16 protein-coding genes are annotated in these 16,851 nt (G+C 69.9%); 6 read left to right on the top strand and 10 right to left on the bottom strand.

From position 1 onward, the window contains the following. Positions 1-7 precede the first annotated feature (7 nt). Positions 8-961, bottom strand: coding sequence for a phosphotriesterase family protein (locus AB0I23_RS37450; RefSeq protein WP_359116862.1), 954 nt, complete (start codon positions 959-961; stop codon positions 8-10). A 48-nt stretch (positions 962-1,009) separates the two neighbouring features. After that, complete coding sequence (locus tag AB0I23_RS37445) at positions 1,010-1,984, bottom strand: phosphotriesterase (protein WP_359116860.1); 975 nt, start codon at positions 1,982-1,984, stop codon at positions 1,010-1,012. A 538-nt stretch (positions 1,985-2,522) separates the two neighbouring features. Here AB0I23_RS37445 and AB0I23_RS37440 point away from each other — a divergent pair. From AB0I23_RS37440 to AB0I23_RS37425, 4 genes are read left to right on the top strand one after another with little or no spacing between them, the layout of a single operon-like run. Next, positions 2,523-3,695, top strand: a complete 1,173-nt coding sequence (locus AB0I23_RS37440; protein ID WP_359116857.1) for a cytochrome P450 — start codon at positions 2,523-2,525, stop codon at positions 3,693-3,695. Beyond that, positions 3,692-3,880, top strand: a complete 189-nt coding sequence (locus AB0I23_RS37435; protein ID WP_359116854.1) for a ferredoxin — start codon at positions 3,692-3,694, stop codon at positions 3,878-3,880. The genes AB0I23_RS37440 and AB0I23_RS37435 overlap by 4 nt, the downstream gene beginning before the upstream one ends. Further along, positions 3,877-5,019, top strand: a complete 1,143-nt coding sequence (locus AB0I23_RS37430; protein ID WP_359116852.1) for an NAD(P)/FAD-dependent oxidoreductase — start codon at positions 3,877-3,879, stop codon at positions 5,017-5,019. Before AB0I23_RS37435 ends, AB0I23_RS37430 begins: the two co-directional genes overlap by 4 nt. A 10-nt stretch (positions 5,020-5,029) precedes the next feature. Beyond that, a complete protein-coding gene (locus AB0I23_RS37425; RefSeq protein WP_359116849.1) occupies positions 5,030-5,956 on the top strand; it encodes a LysR family transcriptional regulator in 927 nt (308 codons plus the stop codon). Between the two features lie 58 nt (positions 5,957-6,014). Here AB0I23_RS37425 and AB0I23_RS37420 read toward each other — a convergent pair whose 3' ends face one another. The 8 genes from AB0I23_RS37420 to AB0I23_RS37385 all read right to left on the bottom strand — a co-directional run bounded on the left by AB0I23_RS37420 (position 6,015) and on the right by AB0I23_RS37385 (position 13,184). Continuing rightward, on the bottom strand, positions 6,015-6,623 hold the full coding sequence (locus AB0I23_RS37420; RefSeq protein ID WP_359116847.1) for a TetR/AcrR family transcriptional regulator: 609 nt from the start codon (positions 6,621-6,623) through the stop codon (positions 6,015-6,017). 97 nt (positions 6,624-6,720) lie between these two features. Then, positions 6,721-7,392: a 3-oxoacid CoA-transferase subunit B gene (locus AB0I23_RS37415; protein ID WP_359116844.1), complete on the bottom strand. Its 672-nt coding sequence runs from the start codon at positions 7,390-7,392 to the stop codon at positions 6,721-6,723. Then, positions 7,392-8,084, bottom strand: a complete 693-nt coding sequence (locus tag AB0I23_RS37410) for a 3-oxoacid CoA-transferase subunit A (protein WP_359116842.1) — start codon at positions 8,082-8,084, stop codon at positions 7,392-7,394. The genes AB0I23_RS37415 and AB0I23_RS37410 overlap by 1 nt, the downstream gene beginning before the upstream one ends. Next, positions 8,084-9,274 carry a thiolase family protein gene (locus AB0I23_RS37405; protein WP_359116839.1) on the bottom strand — a complete coding sequence of 397 codons (1,191 nt, stop codon included), beginning with the start codon at positions 9,272-9,274 and terminating at the stop codon, positions 8,084-8,086. Before AB0I23_RS37405 ends, AB0I23_RS37410 begins: the two co-directional genes overlap by 1 nt. Continuing rightward, a complete protein-coding gene (locus AB0I23_RS37400) occupies positions 9,271-10,536 on the bottom strand; it encodes an FAD-dependent oxidoreductase (RefSeq protein ID WP_436847056.1) in 1,266 nt (421 codons plus the stop codon). Before AB0I23_RS37400 ends, AB0I23_RS37405 begins: the two co-directional genes overlap by 4 nt. 31 nt (positions 10,537-10,567) lie before the next feature. Next, positions 10,568-11,200 carry a maleylpyruvate isomerase family mycothiol-dependent enzyme gene (locus AB0I23_RS37395; RefSeq protein ID WP_359116833.1) on the bottom strand — a complete coding sequence of 211 codons (633 nt, stop codon included), beginning with the start codon at positions 11,198-11,200 and terminating at the stop codon, positions 10,568-10,570. Next, positions 11,197-12,021 carry a fumarylacetoacetate hydrolase family protein gene (locus AB0I23_RS37390; protein WP_359116831.1) on the bottom strand — a complete coding sequence of 275 codons (825 nt, stop codon included), beginning with the start codon at positions 12,019-12,021 and terminating at the stop codon, positions 11,197-11,199. The genes AB0I23_RS37395 and AB0I23_RS37390 overlap by 4 nt, the downstream gene beginning before the upstream one ends. Before the next feature lie 2 nt (positions 12,022-12,023). Further along, a complete protein-coding gene (locus tag AB0I23_RS37385) occupies positions 12,024-13,184 on the bottom strand; it encodes a cupin domain-containing protein (protein WP_359116828.1) in 1,161 nt (386 codons plus the stop codon). Between the two features lie 71 nt (positions 13,185-13,255). On the opposite strand from AB0I23_RS37385, the gene AB0I23_RS37380 reads away from it, so the two are divergent. Beyond that, on the top strand, positions 13,256-14,032 hold the full coding sequence (locus tag AB0I23_RS37380; RefSeq protein WP_359116825.1) for an IclR family transcriptional regulator: 777 nt from the start codon (positions 13,256-13,258) through the stop codon (positions 14,030-14,032). A gap of 225 nt (positions 14,033-14,257) precedes the next feature. Continuing rightward, positions 14,258-15,892, top strand: coding sequence for an MFS transporter (locus AB0I23_RS37375; protein ID WP_359116823.1), 1,635 nt, complete (start codon positions 14,258-14,260; stop codon positions 15,890-15,892). Positions 15,893-16,851: the final 959 nt, after the last annotated feature.

Below are 16,851 nucleotides of genomic sequence, written 5' to 3'. Positions count from 1 at the left end.
GTTCTCTCTACTTCTGGAGGGTCAGGAAGTCAGCGGGGTTGTCGACGAAGATCGTCTTGATCGCGGCCTCGTCGAGGCCGGCAGCGCGGAGGTCCGGGATGAGGTCCTCGAAGATGTAGTTGACGGTGTGGCCCTTCACACCTGGCCAGCCCAGCGGGCTGCAGTTGGCGTCGGCGGAGGCGAGGACCTGCTTCAGCCGGCCTTCGCCGATGAACCGGAGGAAGTGGTCCAGCCGCTCCTTGCGGGGGCGGGCCCAGAACGGCGGGTCCGGCAGCTCCGTCTCGTAGCCGAAGGTGTCGAAGCCGATACGACCGCCCTGCTCCGCGATCCAGACATCGCGCGTCTTGTCGGCGTTCACACCGTCGTCGACGTGCCCGAACAGAACGCGGTCCAGGGGAAGGCCCTCTTCGTCGAAGATCGCGATCGCGTTCTCGGCGTCGATCGCGAGGTGGGTCAGGATCGGCACGCCCGTGGTGAGCGAGGCGCGGGCCGCGGCGCGGTAGATGTGCTTGTCCAGATCGGTCATACGGCCACCGCGGCTCACCCCGACCTTGATGACACCGGCGAGGCTGCCGGTGTTGCCGATGCCGACGGTGATCTCGTGGACGAACTGCTGGGTCAGATAGTCCACGCCTGCCCGGGCGAAGTGCGGCAGGGCGGTGTCGCCGCCGACGAAGCCGGTGCAGGCGACGATGTGGACGCCGGTCTTCGCGGACAGCGACTTGTAGTGGTCGACGTCACGGCCGTTGCAGATCCCGGTCGCATCGACGAAGGTGCCGCCGCCGTACTCGTGGAACGTGCGCAGCTTGGGGACGGTCTCCTCGTACCGCTGTTCGGGGGCCTTCCACCACTTCGTGTCCAGCTCGGAGCCGGGCATGCCGTAGCCGATGTGCTCGTGGATGGCCACGAGACCCAGCTCCTCGGCCGGGATCGGCCCCAGGACGGTGTTCACTCTCGACACAACACTCACCTTTGAAGAAAGAAACTTGATGGTCGTTCATGCTGACGCTCAGCGCACCGACAGCAGGTCGCGCGGGTTCTCCACGAGAATCCGCCGCGCGTCCTCGTCGCTGAGGCCCTGTGCCTTCAGGAGCGGGACGAAGGTGGTCAAGACGTAGCTGTACGGCAGGTCGTTGCCGGGGTGGCCCTTCGCCACCCCGGTCGCGTTGCTCGAGAGCAGGATCCGGTCGCCGAAACCGGCCTGCACAAGGTCGGTGACCAGGGCGACACGCTCGGCATCCGTGATGTGGGCCACGCCCTCCACGCCGACGTGGTCGAGTGCGACGTAGGCGCCGCGGCGGGCGATCTCGAGGGGCGCGCCGGTAGCGACGGCGCTCGTGCGGTCGAGTCCGCCGACGACGACGCGGTCGGCCGGCAGCTTCTCGTCCAGGACGACGTCGAGATCGTGGACGGCGTCGCTCCCGTAGCGGATGGAGACCGCGACGCCGGTGCTCAGGGCGGTTTTGGCCGCACCGCGAAACAGGCTCTCGTCGGTCGGGGTCATGCCCTCTAGGGTCGCGGTGGTGGCCACCAGGCCGGCGGCGCCGCGTCGCTCCACGCGCGGGACCACCATGCCCTCGGTGATCTCCTCGGTGAAGAGGCCGGCGAACTTCTCGGCCGGCCACGGCGTCGGCGGGTTGGTCTGCGGTGTGAGGAAGTAGCCGCCGAGCAGTTCCTCCGGGCCCTGTCCCGTCGAGGCGACGATGTGCACGCCGGTCGTGCGGGAGAGGGTCTCGTACAGCCGGACATCCCGGCCGTGGAACATGCCGGTGCTGTCGACGATCGTGCCGCCGCCGCTGACGCGGAAGTCCTTCAGCTTCGCGGCGAGGGTCTCGAAGATCTCGGCACGGTCGATGGTGATGTCGAAGGCGTACTCCGCGCCCGGAACCACCGACAGCAGCGCCTCGTGGACCGAAACGACGCCCAACTCCTCAGCCGGCACCGGGCCCAGGACGGTGTTCACGGTGTTGCTCTTGACGCTCATGCCTGCCTCACGTCTCCGGGGTGGGGTGCACAGCACCCTGTGGCTGCAGTCACGGTAGCCATTCGGTTTACATGATGTCAATGAAACGAACATCAAGAAAAAACAATGCACGCGAGGTAGGACGGTTAATTCGGGACCGGCCGCTTGACGGCTGCCGTCAGACCGTGGCCGAGACTCCGCGCGATGCCCTGGGCCGCCACTTGTTGGCTGATACCAGACGGGCTTGCGGCGCAGGTCCGGCGCTACGCCGACCGGGACAACGACCTCGTCGACGACCGTGATGCGCACAACCGCCCGGGCGCGTCCGAGGCCCCGAGCAGCGCGTGCCGCAACACGGGGACCTGCACGGCCGCGCCGGCCTGGCCGCGGGTCGCGTCAATGGCCGTGGAAGCCCCAGGCGTCCCCGAATTCGGGACACCCTCGCGATCCGTAGCCGTGGCGGACTGCGCGTCCTTCGGCGAAAGCATGAACGGCATGCATGTAACAGCATGTAAATCATTCACTTGCTGTGTGTGAGGCCAGCCACTTCACTGTCGGCATGACCACCCCACCTGCCTCCGACATCGACCTCTTCGCCGACGAGGTCGTGCTCGACCCCTACCCCGTTTACGCCGAATTGCGGGAGCAGGGCTCCGTCGTCCACCTCCGGAAGAACGACGTCTACGCGTTGACGCGGTACGACGTCATCCGTGGCGCACTCGCCGACTGGGAGTCGTTCTCCTCGACCTCGATCGGGTTCAACCCGATGGCCAACGAGGCGCTCACCGGAACGTCGCTCGCGTCCGATCCGCCGGTGCACACCCGACTGCGCGCCACACTCACCGAGAATCTCTCACCGCGTGCGCTGCGCGGTCTCAAGGGTCGGATCGAGGCGAAGGCCGACGCTCTCGTCGCAGAGCTTGCCGAGAAGGGCTCCTTCGAGGCGATCGACGCCCTCGCTCGAGCATTCCCGCTGGAGGTCGTCGCGGACCTGATCGGCTTCACAGGCCACGTGCGCGACAACATGTTGCGCTGGGGGCAGGCCGCCATGCAGGTCATCGGTCCGATGAACCAGCGCACGGCCGAGAGCTTCCCGATCGCCGGCGAGCTCTACAGCTGGTGCTCCCAGGTCAAGGCCGCTGACCTGGCCGAAGGGTCCGTGGGTCGAGGCATCTTCGACGCCGAGGCACGGGGCGCCATCCCGCCGGACACGGCCGGCCACATCATCCACCAGTACCTGGGTGCCGGCGTCGACACCACCGTGGCGGCGATCGGCAACGTCATCGCCCTCTTCGGCGCGCACCCCGACCAGCTCGGCCTGGTCCGCAAGGATCCGTCGCGGGTGCCTGGGGCGTTCAACGAGGTGCTGCGCTTCTGGGCTCCCGTCCACGCCTGGGGCCGACGCGCCACCAGGGCCGTCGACATCGACGGGATCGTCATCCCCGCAGGCGCGCAGATCGCGATCCTGTTCGGCGCCGGCAACCGCGACCCCCGGCACTACGAGAACCCGGATGCCTTCCACGTTGAGCGCAATCCGATCGACCATCTCTCGTTCGGCTACGGCCCTCACGGCTGCGCGGGCCAAGGACTCGCCCGCCTGGAGGCTCACGCTGTGATCGAAGCGCTTTCCCGGCGCGTCAAGCGCCTCGTCGTCGGGCCCGAGGTCCGTCTTCCCAGCAACATCACCCGGAGCATCGAGGAGCTCCCCGTCCTGGAAGTGATCCCCGCATGAAGATCGTTCTTGACCGCCCCCGCTGCGAAGGGCACGGCCTGTGTGAGGAGGCTGCCCCCCAGCTCATGCACCTCGACGACGATGGCGAGCTCGTGCTGGACCGCGAGGAGGTCGGTGAAGCCGACGCCGCCCTGGCGAACGCCGCTGTCCGGGTGTGCCCGGTCGCGGCGCTGAGGATCGTATGAACGGCGGCACGATGGACCGCGTCGTCGTTGTCGGCAACGGGATTGCCGGGCTCACCGCGGCCGACACGCTCCGTGAGGCCGGCTTCGATGGCGAGCTGACCATCGTCGGCGACGAACCGCATCCGGCGTACAGCCGCCCAGCCCTGTCGAAAGCGCTCCTGCTGGACGGCGATGACATGTCGTCGCACGAGCTTCCGCCGACCGGTCACGGGGCGACCGAACTTCTGGGCGTCCGTGCGACCGGACTCGATATCGATCGTCGGCTCGTCACTCTCGACGACGGTACGGCTCTGCCGTACGACCGCGTCGTCCTTGCCACTGGCTCCCGGGCGCGACGGTTGTCCGGCCTTCCCGAGGAGCTCACCCTGCGTGGACTCGATGACGCGCTGTCCCTGCGAAGCCGGTTGGCGGGCCGGCCGTCGGTCATCGTGGTCGGCGGAGGCCCGCTCGGAATGGAGATCGCCTCGGGGTGCTTGGCCGCCGGCTGTCGGGTCACCCTCGTCTCCCAAGGGGTGCCACTGATGGTCCAGCTCGGTTCGTACCTCGCTGACGTCTTCGTCAAGGCCGCGCTGGACGTGGGGCTCACCATCGTCGACACCGGGTCGGCACGGCTCGAACGGCGTGAGGGGAGCGCTCGGGTCGTACTTGACGATGGCGCGCTCCTTGAGGCAGAGGTTCTGATGACCGCCGTCGGCGACGTGCCCAACACGGAGTGGCTCGCGGACACGGGACTTGCGGCGAAGGGTGCCATCCCGGTCGACTCGCGTGGGCTCGTTCGCCCCGACGTCGCTGCCGTCGGTGACCTCGCGGCCTTCCCCACCCCGTACGGCCTGCGCCGCATCCCCCTCTGGAGCAGTGCGATCGAGCAGGCGAAGGTCGCCGCCAGGGCACTTGTCCGCGGCGACGACGCGCCGCCGCTCCAGTTTCAGCCGTACTTCTGGACCGAGCAGTTCGGGCTGAGCCTCAAGGCGGTGGGCCATCTGCCGCTGGAAGGGGAACCGATGTACGTCGACGGAGGGCCCGGTGGTGGGCCGGCGTTGATGCGCTGGTCACACGATGACGGCACCGGCGTGGCTGCGGCGCTCAACTACCGGATCCCGATCCCCCGACTGCGTCGTATGACCCAGCCGGCCTCGTAGGATTTGCTCCATGGGCGACGACGGAGAGGGAACCACGGGTTCGGGGCTGGATCGACTGGCATCGGTCAACCTCAACCTGTTGGTGCCCCTCCTCGCGCTCCTCGAGGAGCGTTCGGTGACCAAGGCGGCGGAACGAGTCGGTCTGTCACAGCCGGCGATGAGTCACGCCCTCACGAGAATGCGGCGTCTGCTGGGTGACGACCTCGTCGTCCGGCAGGGGACGGGCGTCACGCTGACCCCGAGGGCGCTGGAGCTGATCGCGCCGCTGCGCAGTGCCCTGCAACAGACCGCGCAGATCGTGAACTTCCCCGTCTTCGACCCCGCCAAGGACCAGCGCGTTGTCACCGTCGCCATGACGAACAGCACGGCCTTCGTCGTCGGCCCCCGGCTGATGCGGCTCGTCGCCGAGCGCGCTCCGCATGTCACGTTGCGGGTGCGTACGATCACGGTGCCGAACGAGGCCACCTTCACCGACAAGGGAGTCGACGTCGCGCTGATCTCCGAGGGACACTTCTCGCCCTACCCGCGCGAGCGCCTGTACAACGACCGCTGTGTGGTGGTGGCCTCGCCGGACGCACCGCCGGAAGCGAGCGCGCTCGACCTCCTGACCACCCAGCCGCACATCGTCGTGGACACCGATCGGCGCGTCTTCCCGTATCCGGTGCTGGAGGAGCAGGGGATCCCCTACCGCGTCGGCCTGTGGATCTCCGATTTCCTGCTGGTGCCGTTCCTGGTCGCACGCGCGAACGGCGTCGCCCTCATGCGCCACCAGGTCGCCGCCACCATGCGGACGCTTGCCGATCTGCGGATCGAGGAGTTCCCGTTCCCGCTTCCCGGGCTGGGGATCGACATGGTCTGGAACCCCCGACTGTCTGATCACCACTTCATCGAGTGGCTCCGGGCGCTGCTGTTCGACGCGGCGCCGAAACAGGGCTGACGCCCACCGCCCGGACCGTGTCGGTCAGGTCCGCAGAGCCATGTCAGGTCAGGTCAGGTCAGGTCAGCAGATCCACCCAGCTGACACTGAGCTCGTCCAGCATCTGCTCATGGGTGATCTTCCAGTCGGCGCGGCGCCAGTTCTGGGCGACGAAGTCGAGCTGTGCCATCGCGAGAACGCCCCGGAAGTGACGCTGATGAGGCTCGAATCGCCCGGCCGCCGTCAGCCCGTCCTCGATGTCACTGATGGCCTCCTCCAGCCATCGCTCGACCAGGTCGGCCAGTTCCGGCTCGATCACCGCGGCATCGCGGCCGATGCGGATGATCGGCCGGATGGCCGGCCAGTTGTCGGCGGTTCGCCGCAGCCACGCCTTGATCGCTTCCGGTGTTCCGTCGACGACGGTGGCGACGAGGTCCTGCGCCGTCGAGCCGTGCTCGTGGGAGCGGACGCGCTGCAACGCCTCGTTGAGCTGCTCGTCGATGAGTGCCTTCATCAGGTCGCCGCGGGAGGGGAAGTACGCGTAGAACGTGACGCGTGTGGTGCCCGCCGCGGTCGCGATGTCGTCGACCGTGGTGGCGGCATACCCCTTCGTCTTGAACAGCTCAAGTCCTGACTCCAGCAGCAGACGGCGCGTCATCTGCTTCTGCGCCTCACGAAGGTTCGCCATGACCGGATCCTAACGCGCCACCGCACGGCGAGCATACACACCGGCTCCATGTTATACGCATCGTAAAGTTATCTAACGTAACATACGCCTAGCTCGCTCAGGGGAGCAGGTCGACGGAGAGCCGCTCCCGCAACTCCGTGACCGTGGTGCCGTACGTCTCCAGGACGCGGACACCGTCCGGGCCGGTGGCGAAGACGCCGTGGTCGGTGTAGACGCGGCCGACGCAGGCGGTACCGGTGAGCGGGTACGTGCACGCGGGGACGAGCTTGGGGGTGCCGTCCCGGGTGAACAGCTTCATCATCACCAGCACCTGCCGCGCTCCGACGGCGAGATCCATCGCGCCGCCCACGGCGGGGATGGCGTCGGGGTCGCCGGTGTGCCAGTTGGCCAGGTCACCGGCTTGCGAGACCTGGAACGCGCCGAGGACGCACACGTCGAGGTGGCCACCGCGCATCATCGCGAAGGAGTCGGCGTGGTGGAAGTACGCCGCCCCGGGCAGCTCGGTGACCGGTACCTTTCCGGCGTTCGTGAGGTCGGGGTCCACCTCGTCGCCGGTCGCGGCCGGCCCCATGCCCAGCATGCCGTTCTCCGTGTGCAGCACGATCCCCGCGTCCGCCGACAGGTGCTCGGCGACCCTGGTCGGCTGCCCGATGCCGAGGTTGACGTAGGAACCGGGCGGGATGTCACGGGCGATGCGGGCCGCGAGCTCGTCGGTGCTCAGCGGGCCCCGGTCCGTGTGTTCCACGGGCTGTGTGGTCGTTGCCGTCATCAGCGGGCTCCTTGCACGGTGAGCCGGCGGGCCTCGGCCCGCACGAGGCGGTCGACGTAGATGCCCGGGGTGATCACGTTCTCCGGATCGATCTCCCCGGCGGGCACCACGTCGGTGACCTGGGCGACGACCGTCGTGGCCGCCGTGGCCATGACGGGGCCGAAGTTCCGGGCGGTCTTGCGGTAGACGAGGTTGCCCATGGTGTCCGCGCGGTGCGCCGAGATCAGGGCCACGTCCCCCTTGATCGGGTACTCCAGGACGTGAGCACGTCCGTCGATCTCCCGGATCTCCTTGCCCTCCGCCAAGGGGGTGCCGACGCCGACGGGGCAGTAGAAGGCCCCGATGCCCGCCCCGGCGGCCCGCATCCGTTCGGCGAGGGTGCCCTGCGGCACCACCTCGAGCTCCACCCGCCCGGCCCGGTACAGCTCGTCGAACACATAGGAGTCGCTCTGCCGGGGGAAGGAGCAGACGACCTTGCGCACCCGGCCCGCCTTGAGCAGTGCGGCCAGGCCCACGTCCCCGTTGCCGGCGTTGTTGGACACGACGGTCAGGTCACCGGCGCCCTGCCGGATCAGCGCGTCGATGAGGTCGAACGGCATGCCCGCCAGACCGAATCCGCCCACCAGGACCGTCGCACCGTCCTCGACGCCCACCACGGCCTCGTCGGCCGTCGCCGCGATGGTCACGCCCATCAGCCGCTCACCTCGTCGGTGACGTTCTCCAGGACCACGGCGAGGGCCTGGCCCACGCCGATACAGATGGCCGCGACGCCCCAGCGTTCGCGCCGCTCGCGCAGCACCTTCGCCAGGGTGCCCAGCAGCCGGCCGCCCGAGGCGCCCAGCGGATGGCCGAGGGCGATGGCGCCACCCCGGGTGTTGACGATCTCCGGGTCGATGCCCCAGGTGTCCACGCAGGCGAGCGACTGCACCGCGAACGCCTCGTTCAGCTCCACCGCGCCCACGTCGCTCCAGCGGATACCGGCCCGGCGCAGCGCCTGCTCCGCGGCCTCCACCGGGGCGAAGCCGAACATCTGCGGGTCGGCCGCGTACACCCCGCGCCCGGCGATGCGGGCGACGGGGTCCGGCCCGATCCGGTCGGCCGCCGCCGCGGTACCCAGGAGCACGGCCGACGCCCCGTCGCTGAGCGGGGAGGCGTTGCCGGCCGTGATCGTCCCGTCCGGGCGGAACGACGGCTTCAGGGCAGCCAGTTTGGCGGGGTCGGTGCCGGGGCGGATGCCCTCGTCTCGGGCGAGCGCCTCCAGCGGCAGGACCAGGCCGTCGTAGAAACCGTCGTCCCAGGCCCGGGCCGCAAGCCGGTGGGAGCGCACTGCGAACGCGTCCTGCCGCTCCCTGGAGATCGAGAACTTCTCCTGGAGCAGTTCGTTGCACTCCCCCAGCGAAACCGTCCACTCCTTCGGCATCGCGGGGTTGACCAGCCGCCAGCCCAGGGTCGTGGAGACGGCCGTGACATGGCCGGCGGGGAAGGCCCGGTCCGGCTTGGGCAGCACCCAGGGCGCGCGGGTCATGGACTCCACACCGCCGGCGACGACGATGTCCGCGTCGCCGGACTCCAGGGTGCGCGAGGCGATGATCGCCGCGTCCAGGCTGGAGCCGCACAGCCGGTTCACAGTGGTGGCGGGCACACTCACCGGCAGCCCGGCCAGCAGCACCGCCATCCGGCCGACGTTGCGGTTGTCCTCGCCGGCACCGTTCGCGTTGCCCCACACCACGTCGCCGATCGCGGCGTGATCCAGGTCCGGTGTCTTGGCCAGCAGGCCGGTCAGCACGGTGGCGGCGAGATCGTCGGGGCGTACGCCGGCCAGGGCGCCGTTGAACCGGCCGAAGGGGGTGCGGGCGGCCGCGTAGAGATAGGCGTCGCTCACTGGGAGTGTCCTCCCACCAGGGCGGGGGACTCAGGCTCGTCGACACGGGCCGAGGACAGCGGGATCGGCGTGAACATGGGGGGCTCCTCGTCCGGCGTCAGCGCGGTCGGGCCGTACAGCCAGTCCACGAAGGCGTAGTCGTAGGTGTCGCGGGCACGCAGCAGCACATTGCGCTGCTCGCGGGCGACACCGTCGAGGTGCCACAGCTCGCCCCACTTGCGGGACGTGGTCAGCACGCGGCGGCAGTGCTCCGGGCGGACGGCCTCGTAGGCGGCGAGCGCGGCACTCCAGTCGATCGTGCCGTCCTCGGCGCGGTTGCGGGCGACGTGCTCGCCCAGCACCCAGCCGTCCTCGATGGCCATGATCGCGCCCTGCGCGATGTACTGCAGCGGCGGGTGCGCGGAGTCGCCGAGCAGCGCGATCCGGCCGTGGACCCAGTTCATGACCGGCTCGCGGTCGAACATCCGCCACCACTTTTCCCGCCACATGAACGGCAGGCCGTCCTGGACGAAGCCGCAGGTCTCGGCGAAGGCGTTGTCGAGCTCGTCCGGGGTGCCCCAGTCCTCCTGGCCGGCAAGGGCCTTGGGGGACTCGAAGACGGCGACCTGGTTGAGGAGTACGCCGCCACGCAGGCCGTAGTGGACGAAGTGGCAGCGCGGGCCGACGTGGACCACGACCTCGCTGAGGTCGATGCCCTGGACACGGGGCGTTTCGGTGGGCACGGTGCCCCGGTAGGCGACGTACGCGGAGGAGACGGGCCGGTCGTCGACGAGGAGCTTGCGTGCGACGGAGTGCAGACCGTCGGCGGCGATGACCAGGCCGGCCTCGTGGACCTCGCCGGAGGCGAGGGTGACGCGGGCGCCGCCGTCGGCGTTCTCGTACGAGGTGACGCGGGAGTCGGTGACCAGCTCGACGCCGGCCTGCCCGCAGGCGCGCAGCAGCAGGCCGTGCAGGTCGCTGCGGTGGATCACCATGTACGGATAGCCGTACCGCTTCTCCAGGTCGCGCAGGTCCAGGCGGGTCAATTCGCCGCCGTCGACCGCGTCGCGCATGACCATGGAGTCCGGAACGACGCCGAGGCTCTTGGCCTCCTCCAGGAGGCCGTAGTCGTCGAGGATGCGGGTGCAGTTGGGGGCGAGCTGGATGCCGGCGCCGACCTCGCCGAAGACGGGGGCGCTCTCCAGCAGACGCACGTTCAGGCCCTGGCGGGTCAGCGAGAACGCCGCGCCCAGGCCGCCGATACCGCCGCCGACGACGATCACATCAGGGTTCGTCATGGAACTTCCTCAACTCTCAGAGCCACGGGCCGAGCTCGGGAGCGTCGGCAAGCGTGTGGGGCCGCCCGGCCAGCCAGGCGGCGACCTCGGGGAGAGGGCCGTCGGGCAGCTCGGTGAGCCCGCGTTTGGTGCTGATCTCGTCGACCAGGGCGGACAGGAAGCCCGCCGGGAGGTCGGCGAAGGTGACGCCGGTGCCGAAGTCGACCGCGTGGACGCAGGCCTCCCGGGACCGCATCCAGGGCAACTCGGTGGCGGGGACGGTACGGCCCTGAGCGGTGACGACCTTGTTCTGCCACTGCTCGTCGGTCAGTTCGTCCAGATCCGTGCCGAGCCGACGGGCCGAGTCGGCCAGCCAGGCGCGCAGTTCGCCGGCGGAGAGGGCCGGGCCCTTGCCGATGCCGGCGGCACGCTCCTCGGGGGAGGCGTACATCGGCGTCTCCTCGCCGGTTGCCGCCCAGTGCACGAGGTTGCACAGGGCGTCGCCGTTGGCGGCGACGTGCGCGGCCAGGTGCTTGCGGGTCCAGCCCGGCAGCAGACTGTCGGCGGCGAAGCCGGCCTCGTCGAGATCCTCGACGGCGGCCAGTACCAGCTCGGTGCCGGTACGGGCCCACTCGCGCGCGTCGGCGAACGTCCGCGGGGCGTCGGTCATTCCGCGACCACCTTGTTGGTGCAGGCGCCCAGGCCCGCGATCTCGGTGACCACGGTCTGGTCCGGAAGCAGGAAGACCTTGGGGTCGCGGGCGTTGCCCACGCCGGCCGGGGTGCCGGTGGCGATGATGTCGCCCGGGCGCAGGGTGATGACGGTGGAGATGTACTGCACCAGGAAGACCGGGTCGAACAGCAGCGTGCCGGTGTCGTCCTGCTGCATGACCTGCCCGTCGACGACGGTCTTGACCTCGAGCGCGGGGCGGACGCCGCCGACCTCGTCGGGGGTGACGACGTAGGGGCCGACCGGGGTGGAGGCCTCCCAGATCTTGCCCTGGGTCCACTCAATGGTGCGGAACTGCCAGTCGCGCACCGAGATGTCGTTCATGACGGTGAAGCCGGCGATGGCGTCGGCGGCCTGCTGCTCGTCGGCGCGGCGCACCTGCTTGCCGATCACGACGGCCAGTTCGACCTCCCAGTCGAGCGCGTCGGTCTCGGCCGGCTTGGCGATGTCGTCGCCCGCGCCGATCAGGGTCTCGGCGAACTTCGGGAAGAGGGTCGGGTAGTTCGGCAGCTCCCGGCCCATCTCCTTGATGTGGTTGGTGTAGTTGTGGCCGACGCAGACGACCTTGGAGGGGTTCGGGACGACCGGCGCGAAGTCCGCGCCCTCGACCGGATAGGTGGTGCCGGAGGCGGCGGCCCTGGCCTGCCAGTCGGCCTCGGCGAACAGCTCACCGAGGTCGGCGTACCCGAGGTCGACGAGGACCTCGCCGTCGAGGCGGACCGCCCGGGTGCCGTCGGCGGTGCGGATGGTGGCGAGCTTCATGGTCAGGCGTCCTTCTGGGTTCGGTCGAGCTTGAGCGCCTCGAAGACGGGCGCGTCGGAGAAGCGGAACAGGTCGAGGCCGCCCTCGTCGGAGTCGGTGGCTCCGGCTTCGGACTTGGCGGAGAACGGCTGCCAGGACGGGACGACGAACAGGTCGCCGCGGGTCACCGTCCAGGACGTGTCGCCGACGGTCACCACTCCGGAGCCGTCGAAGACCTGGTAGACCGACGAGCCGGTCTCGCGGACCGGCGCGGTCTCGGCGTCGCGGGCGATGCGGTGGAACTCGGCACGGATGGTCGGCAGGACGTCGGAGCCGTCGTGCGGGTTGGAGTAGCGCACCGCGGCGTGGCCGGGCTCGACGGTGCCGCCGAGGCCCTCCTTCTCCAGCAGGAGCTGGTCCTTCAGGGCGGCGTTGGTGTACTCCCACTTGTAGGACAGCAGCGGGCTGCCCGGTGTGGCCGGGACGGCCGACAGCGGGCGCAGGCCCGGGTGGCCCCACAGGCGCTCGGAGCGCGACCGCTCCGGGGTGATCCGCTCGGCGTCGCTGATCTCGTCCCGGCCGAACTCGAAGAACTGCGCCTCGGTGGCGTACTGGAAGGGGATGTCCAGTCCGTCGATCCAGGCCATGGGCTCGGCGGTGGCGTTGTGGTGGGCGTGCCAGTTCCAGCCCGCCTGCGGGAGGAAGTCGCCGCGCCGCATGGCCACCGGGTCGCGCCCGACGACCGTCCACACGCCCTCGCCCTCGACGACGAAGCGGAAGGCGTGCTGGGTGTGCCGGTGCTCCGGGGCGTCCTCGCCGGGCATGAGGTACTGGATGGCCGCCCACAGCGTCGGGGTGGCGAAGGGTCGGCCGCCGAGGGAGGGGTTGGCCAGCGCGATGGCCCGGCGCTCACCGCCACGGCCGACGGGGACCAGATCGCCGGCCCGGTCCGCCAGGTCCCGCAGTCGCTCCCAGCGCCACACGTGCGGCACGGCGCGCGAGCGCGGGTGGGCCGGCATCAGGTCGCCGATCTCGGTCCACAGCGGTACGAGCAGTTCCTGTTCGAAGCCCCGGTACAGCTCTTCGAGCGCCGGGGTGACCTCGGGTTGCCCCTCCGCGGAGACGGCCTGGAGCCGGACCGGGGAACCCGTGGCGATGTCTTGGACGATGGAGGACTGAGTCACAGGACCAGCGTGCACCGTGTCTTCCAGGAGAACATGGAGATTCTGGAGAGCAGAATCTGAAGGGACATGTCATGGACAAACCGCTCAAGACACCGCCGCCGTACCCCATCGCCAGCGTGGACCACGCACTGCGAGCGGCGACCATCCTGCAGATGGAGGGCGGCGCGACCGTGTCGCAGATCGCCGAGCGGCTGGGCGTCGCCAGGTCGACCGCCCACCGGGTCCTGGCGATGCTCGTCTACCGGGACTTCGCCATGCAGGGCGAGGACCGCGTCTACCGTGCGGGGCCGGTGCTGGAGCTCGCCGCGCACTCCCAGTCCCTCGTGTCGCGGCTGCGCGCGGCGGCCCTGCCTCATCTGCACCGGGTCGTCGATCTTCTGGACGAGACCACGAACCTGATCGTGCGCACCGGGGACACGGCCCGGTTCATCGCCAGTGTCGAGTGCCGGCAGGCACTGCGGGTCGGCTCCCGGGAGGGCATGGTGTTCCCGGCTCACCGCACGACGGCGGGGCTGCTCCTGCTCGCCGACCTCACCGAAGAGGAACTGGAGGAGGTCTACGCCCCCGAGCGTTACCGCGACCGTCCGGCCGATCGCCCGGATCTCGCCCGGCTGCGGGCGGAGCTGAGGCGTCTGCGCCGCAACGGGTTCGCCGTCAACAAGGAGCGATCCGAACGCGGTCTCGTCGCCGTCGGCGTACCGGTGCGCGACCAAAACGGCACCGCGCTGGCCGGTCTGTCGGTGTCCATGCCCAGCGTGCGCTACGACCCGCACCGCCTCCAGCCCCTGGTCGCCGCCCTGGATGCCACGGCTCACGCCCTGGAGAAGGACCTCGCCGAGCAGCATTGAGCCCCGATCGCACGACAGCGCGGCCGCTGACCTTACGGCAACACTTTTTGCCTTAGATCACGAACACAACATTGACGTGACGTAAAGCGAGTGTCATTCTCCACGGCATCACGCCCGACTCGCGTCGTGCCCCCTCCCCCACCGCGCACGCAGAGCCGAGCCCTTCCACGCTCTTACGGCTCCCGCTTCCGGGACGCCCATCTTTCCCAGCCAGGGAGAACAGCAATGACGCTCAACAACGGGACGACGACGTCCCAGGGCCCAACCGCGGGGGCCGCCCGGACACCGGGCTACGCGGGAACGCTGGCTGCCGCCTGCGGCGCGGTCTTCGTGGCCCAGGTCGCGAACGCGCTGCCGGCCTCGCTCAACGGACTCTTCCAGCAGGACATGAACACGCACGGTTCCCAACTGACTTGGATCACGGCCGCGTTCATGATCGCCGTGGTCTGCTTCGAGTTCACTTTCGGCGTCCTCGGTGACCTCTTCGGGCGCCGCAGGCTGATCATGGCCGGCACAGCGCTGGTCGCCGCAGGCAGTGCCGTGACCGCGTTCGCGCCCACCGTGCAGGTGCTGTGGATCGGCGCCGCCCTGAACGGGCTGGGCGCCGGTGCCGTGTTCCCCAGCTCGCTCACCGCGATCACCTCCGTCACCCGCGCTTCCCGGGAACGGGCGCACGCGGTGGCGGTCTGGAGCGGCTTCCTGTCCGCCGGTGCCGCCGTCTCACCTCTGCTCGGCGGCATGTTCGCCAAGGTCGGGTCGTGGCGCGGTTCGTTCTGGGTGCTCGTCGGACTCGCCCTGGTCAGCATGGCGCTCACCCTGGTGCTGGCCACGGAGTCGAAGGCGCCCGCGGGCCGAAGGCTCGACGTACCCGGTCAGATCACCTTCGCCATCGGTCTCATCCTGGTGCTGTACGGCGCCGTCGAGGGGCCCGAGTCGGGCTGGACCACCCTCCCCGTCATGCTCGCCTTCGCCCTCGGCGCGTGCTTCCTCGCCGGGTTCGTCGTGGTGGAGCTGGGGGCCGAGTCCCCGATCTTCGACCTGAAGCTGTTCCGCAACCGGGCCTTCACCGTGTCGTCCGTCGTCGCGGTCATCGGCATGCTCGCCTTCCTCGGCGCCTGCTTCACGACGAGCATGTGGCTGGGCCCCGTACAGCACCAGGACCCGATTCGCGTCGCGGTCCCCTTCCTGCTTCTGCAGGGGCCTGCCTTCCTGCTCATCCCGATCGTCTCGCGGCTCCTGCACCGGGTCGCCGCGTCCTGGCTGCTGACCTCTGGATTCGTCCTGATGGCGATCGGCTGCCTGCTGTGCACCCGGTTGGACGTCACCGACCCGGGACTCGGCGCGTTCGTCGTGCCCGCCCTGCTGATCGGCATCGGTTTCGCCCTGACCGTCAGCTCCGTGACGGCCGTGGCGCTGAACAGCGTGCCCCCGCACCTGGCGGGCATGGCCAGCGCCACCACCAACATGCTGCGCGACCTCGGCTTCGCCCTCGGCCCCGTCGTCGTCGGCGCGGTCGCCCTCAGCAACGCGGGGTCGGCGTTCGCGGCGAACCTGTCCGGCGCGAACCTGCCGGGCGGTCAGCTGGCAGCGGCACGCGAGATCGCCAAGGCCGGAGGGCCCATCGCCGTGAACAGCCTGCCGCCCGGCGCCCCAGGATCCGCGGCGCACGGTCTCACCCTGGACGCCTTGGGCAGCGGCTTCAGCACCGCGTTCCTGGTGTGTGGTGTGGCGGCCGCCGTCGCCGCAGTGCTGACCGCCGTCGGCATGATCGGTGTCCGCGCCCACCACTCCGCCGAGGACGGGGTTTCCGCACCCCTGCCGCCCGGACGCGACGGCGCGCCGGAACCGGCCCCCATGTAGGCGGCCCGGCCGCAGGGCCCACGAGCGGAGCTGCGCACGCGGCAGGGCACCGGTCACGACGGCCGGTGCCCCTCCACGCCCCCGGCCACAGCAGGTCCCGGCTCCCCACACCGGCACGAGTGCCGCCGTTCACCCTGTCGTTCCCGGCCGTGTCAGGTGTCCGACTCCCCCGGGAACAGCCGGCTCCGGATGGCGCCGAACCGCACCCCGAGAGGCGTCGTCCGGCCTCCGTCGGCTCCAGGTCCCCATCCCGACGGACTCACCGAGGGACGCGTGGCGTTCCTCGAGGTCACGCAAGCACCGTTGCAGTACCAGCCAATGCCGCGCGATCGATCCACCGGACGAGCACAACACGGTGCCCGACGCCTCATCAGGATCAGCGTCACGCGCGCGTCAAAGCGGCTCCCCAGCTGCATTGCGGACTTGAGACAACGCACGCACAGCTCGTCACCCGCGTGATCGAGAATCTGGGCCGACCGCAGGCTTCGCGCCGCTCTACCCGCAGTTTCGCCGTGACGGCCGGTCGCCCAGGAATCCGGCTCGGGCCCGTGGCTGCCGGTGGCCGACAGCTCGCCCCGAGCGCTGGCGGCCACACCTCCGGACCGGACGCTCAGGGCACGCCGACGGGCGCGACCACTGTCCGCCTACGCACCGCCCATTTCAGTCGCGTGGCAAACCGTCGGTGGCGACACTGTCCGACCAAGGAACAGATCGGTGAGTCGCCTACCGCCGCGACCTGCACCGACTCGGCGAGGCCGCAGCCATTCGCTTCGCCCGTGACTGTGGCGTCGACGTCATGGCGGGTCCGGGATGAGCTCGCGCATTGCGGCGTCGACGTGGCGGGCGTCGTTGTCCCACAGCAGTACTAGGGCGTGTTCCAGGTTCGGATCATGTGGGGCGGAGACTCCGGAGCCAGATGATCGATCCGCGTAGGTGGAGTCCGGCGAGGTAGCTGGTAG

The sequence above is a fragment of the Streptomyces atratus genome, from assembly GCF_040655115.1.
Taxonomy (GTDB): Bacteria; Actinomycetota; Actinomycetes; order Streptomycetales; family Streptomycetaceae; genus Streptomyces; species Streptomyces atratus_D.
Note: the sequence above shows the minus strand (reverse complement) of the source record. Positions and strands in the feature narration are given on the sequence as shown.

Excerpts from the sequence above, each read along its gene's own strand:
- AB0I23_RS37395 (WP_359116833.1), bottom strand. The coding sequence starts at position 11,200 with ATGACCGACGCCCCGCGGACGTTCGCCGACGCGCGCGAGTGGGCCCGT.
- AB0I23_RS37390 (WP_359116831.1), bottom strand. The coding sequence starts at position 12,021 with ATGAAGCTCGCCACCATCCGCACCGCCGACGGCACCCGGGCGGTCCGC.
- AB0I23_RS37445 (WP_359116860.1), bottom strand. The coding sequence starts at position 1,984 with ATGAGCGTCAAGAGCAACACCGTGAACACCGTCCTGGGCCCGGTGCCG.
- AB0I23_RS37425 (WP_359116849.1), top strand. The coding sequence starts at position 5,030 with ATGGGCGACGACGGAGAGGGAACCACGGGTTCGGGGCTGGATCGACTG.
- AB0I23_RS37440 (WP_359116857.1), top strand. The coding sequence starts at position 2,523 with ATGACCACCCCACCTGCCTCCGACATCGACCTCTTCGCCGACGAGGTC.
- AB0I23_RS37415 (WP_359116844.1), bottom strand. The coding sequence starts at position 7,392 with ATGACGGCAACGACCACACAGCCCGTGGAACACACGGACCGGGGCCCG.
- AB0I23_RS37380 (WP_359116825.1), top strand. The coding sequence starts at position 13,256 with ATGGACAAACCGCTCAAGACACCGCCGCCGTACCCCATCGCCAGCGTG.
- AB0I23_RS37420 (WP_359116847.1), bottom strand. The coding sequence starts at position 6,623 with ATGGCGAACCTTCGTGAGGCGCAGAAGCAGATGACGCGCCGTCTGCTG.
- AB0I23_RS37430 (WP_359116852.1), top strand. The coding sequence starts at position 3,877 with ATGAACGGCGGCACGATGGACCGCGTCGTCGTTGTCGGCAACGGGATT.
- AB0I23_RS37410 (WP_359116842.1), bottom strand. The coding sequence starts at position 8,084 with ATGGGCGTGACCATCGCGGCGACGGCCGACGAGGCCGTGGTGGGCGTC.
- AB0I23_RS37435 (WP_359116854.1), top strand. The coding sequence starts at position 3,692 with ATGAAGATCGTTCTTGACCGCCCCCGCTGCGAAGGGCACGGCCTGTGT.
- AB0I23_RS37375 (WP_359116823.1), top strand. The coding sequence starts at position 14,258 with ATGACGCTCAACAACGGGACGACGACGTCCCAGGGCCCAACCGCGGGG.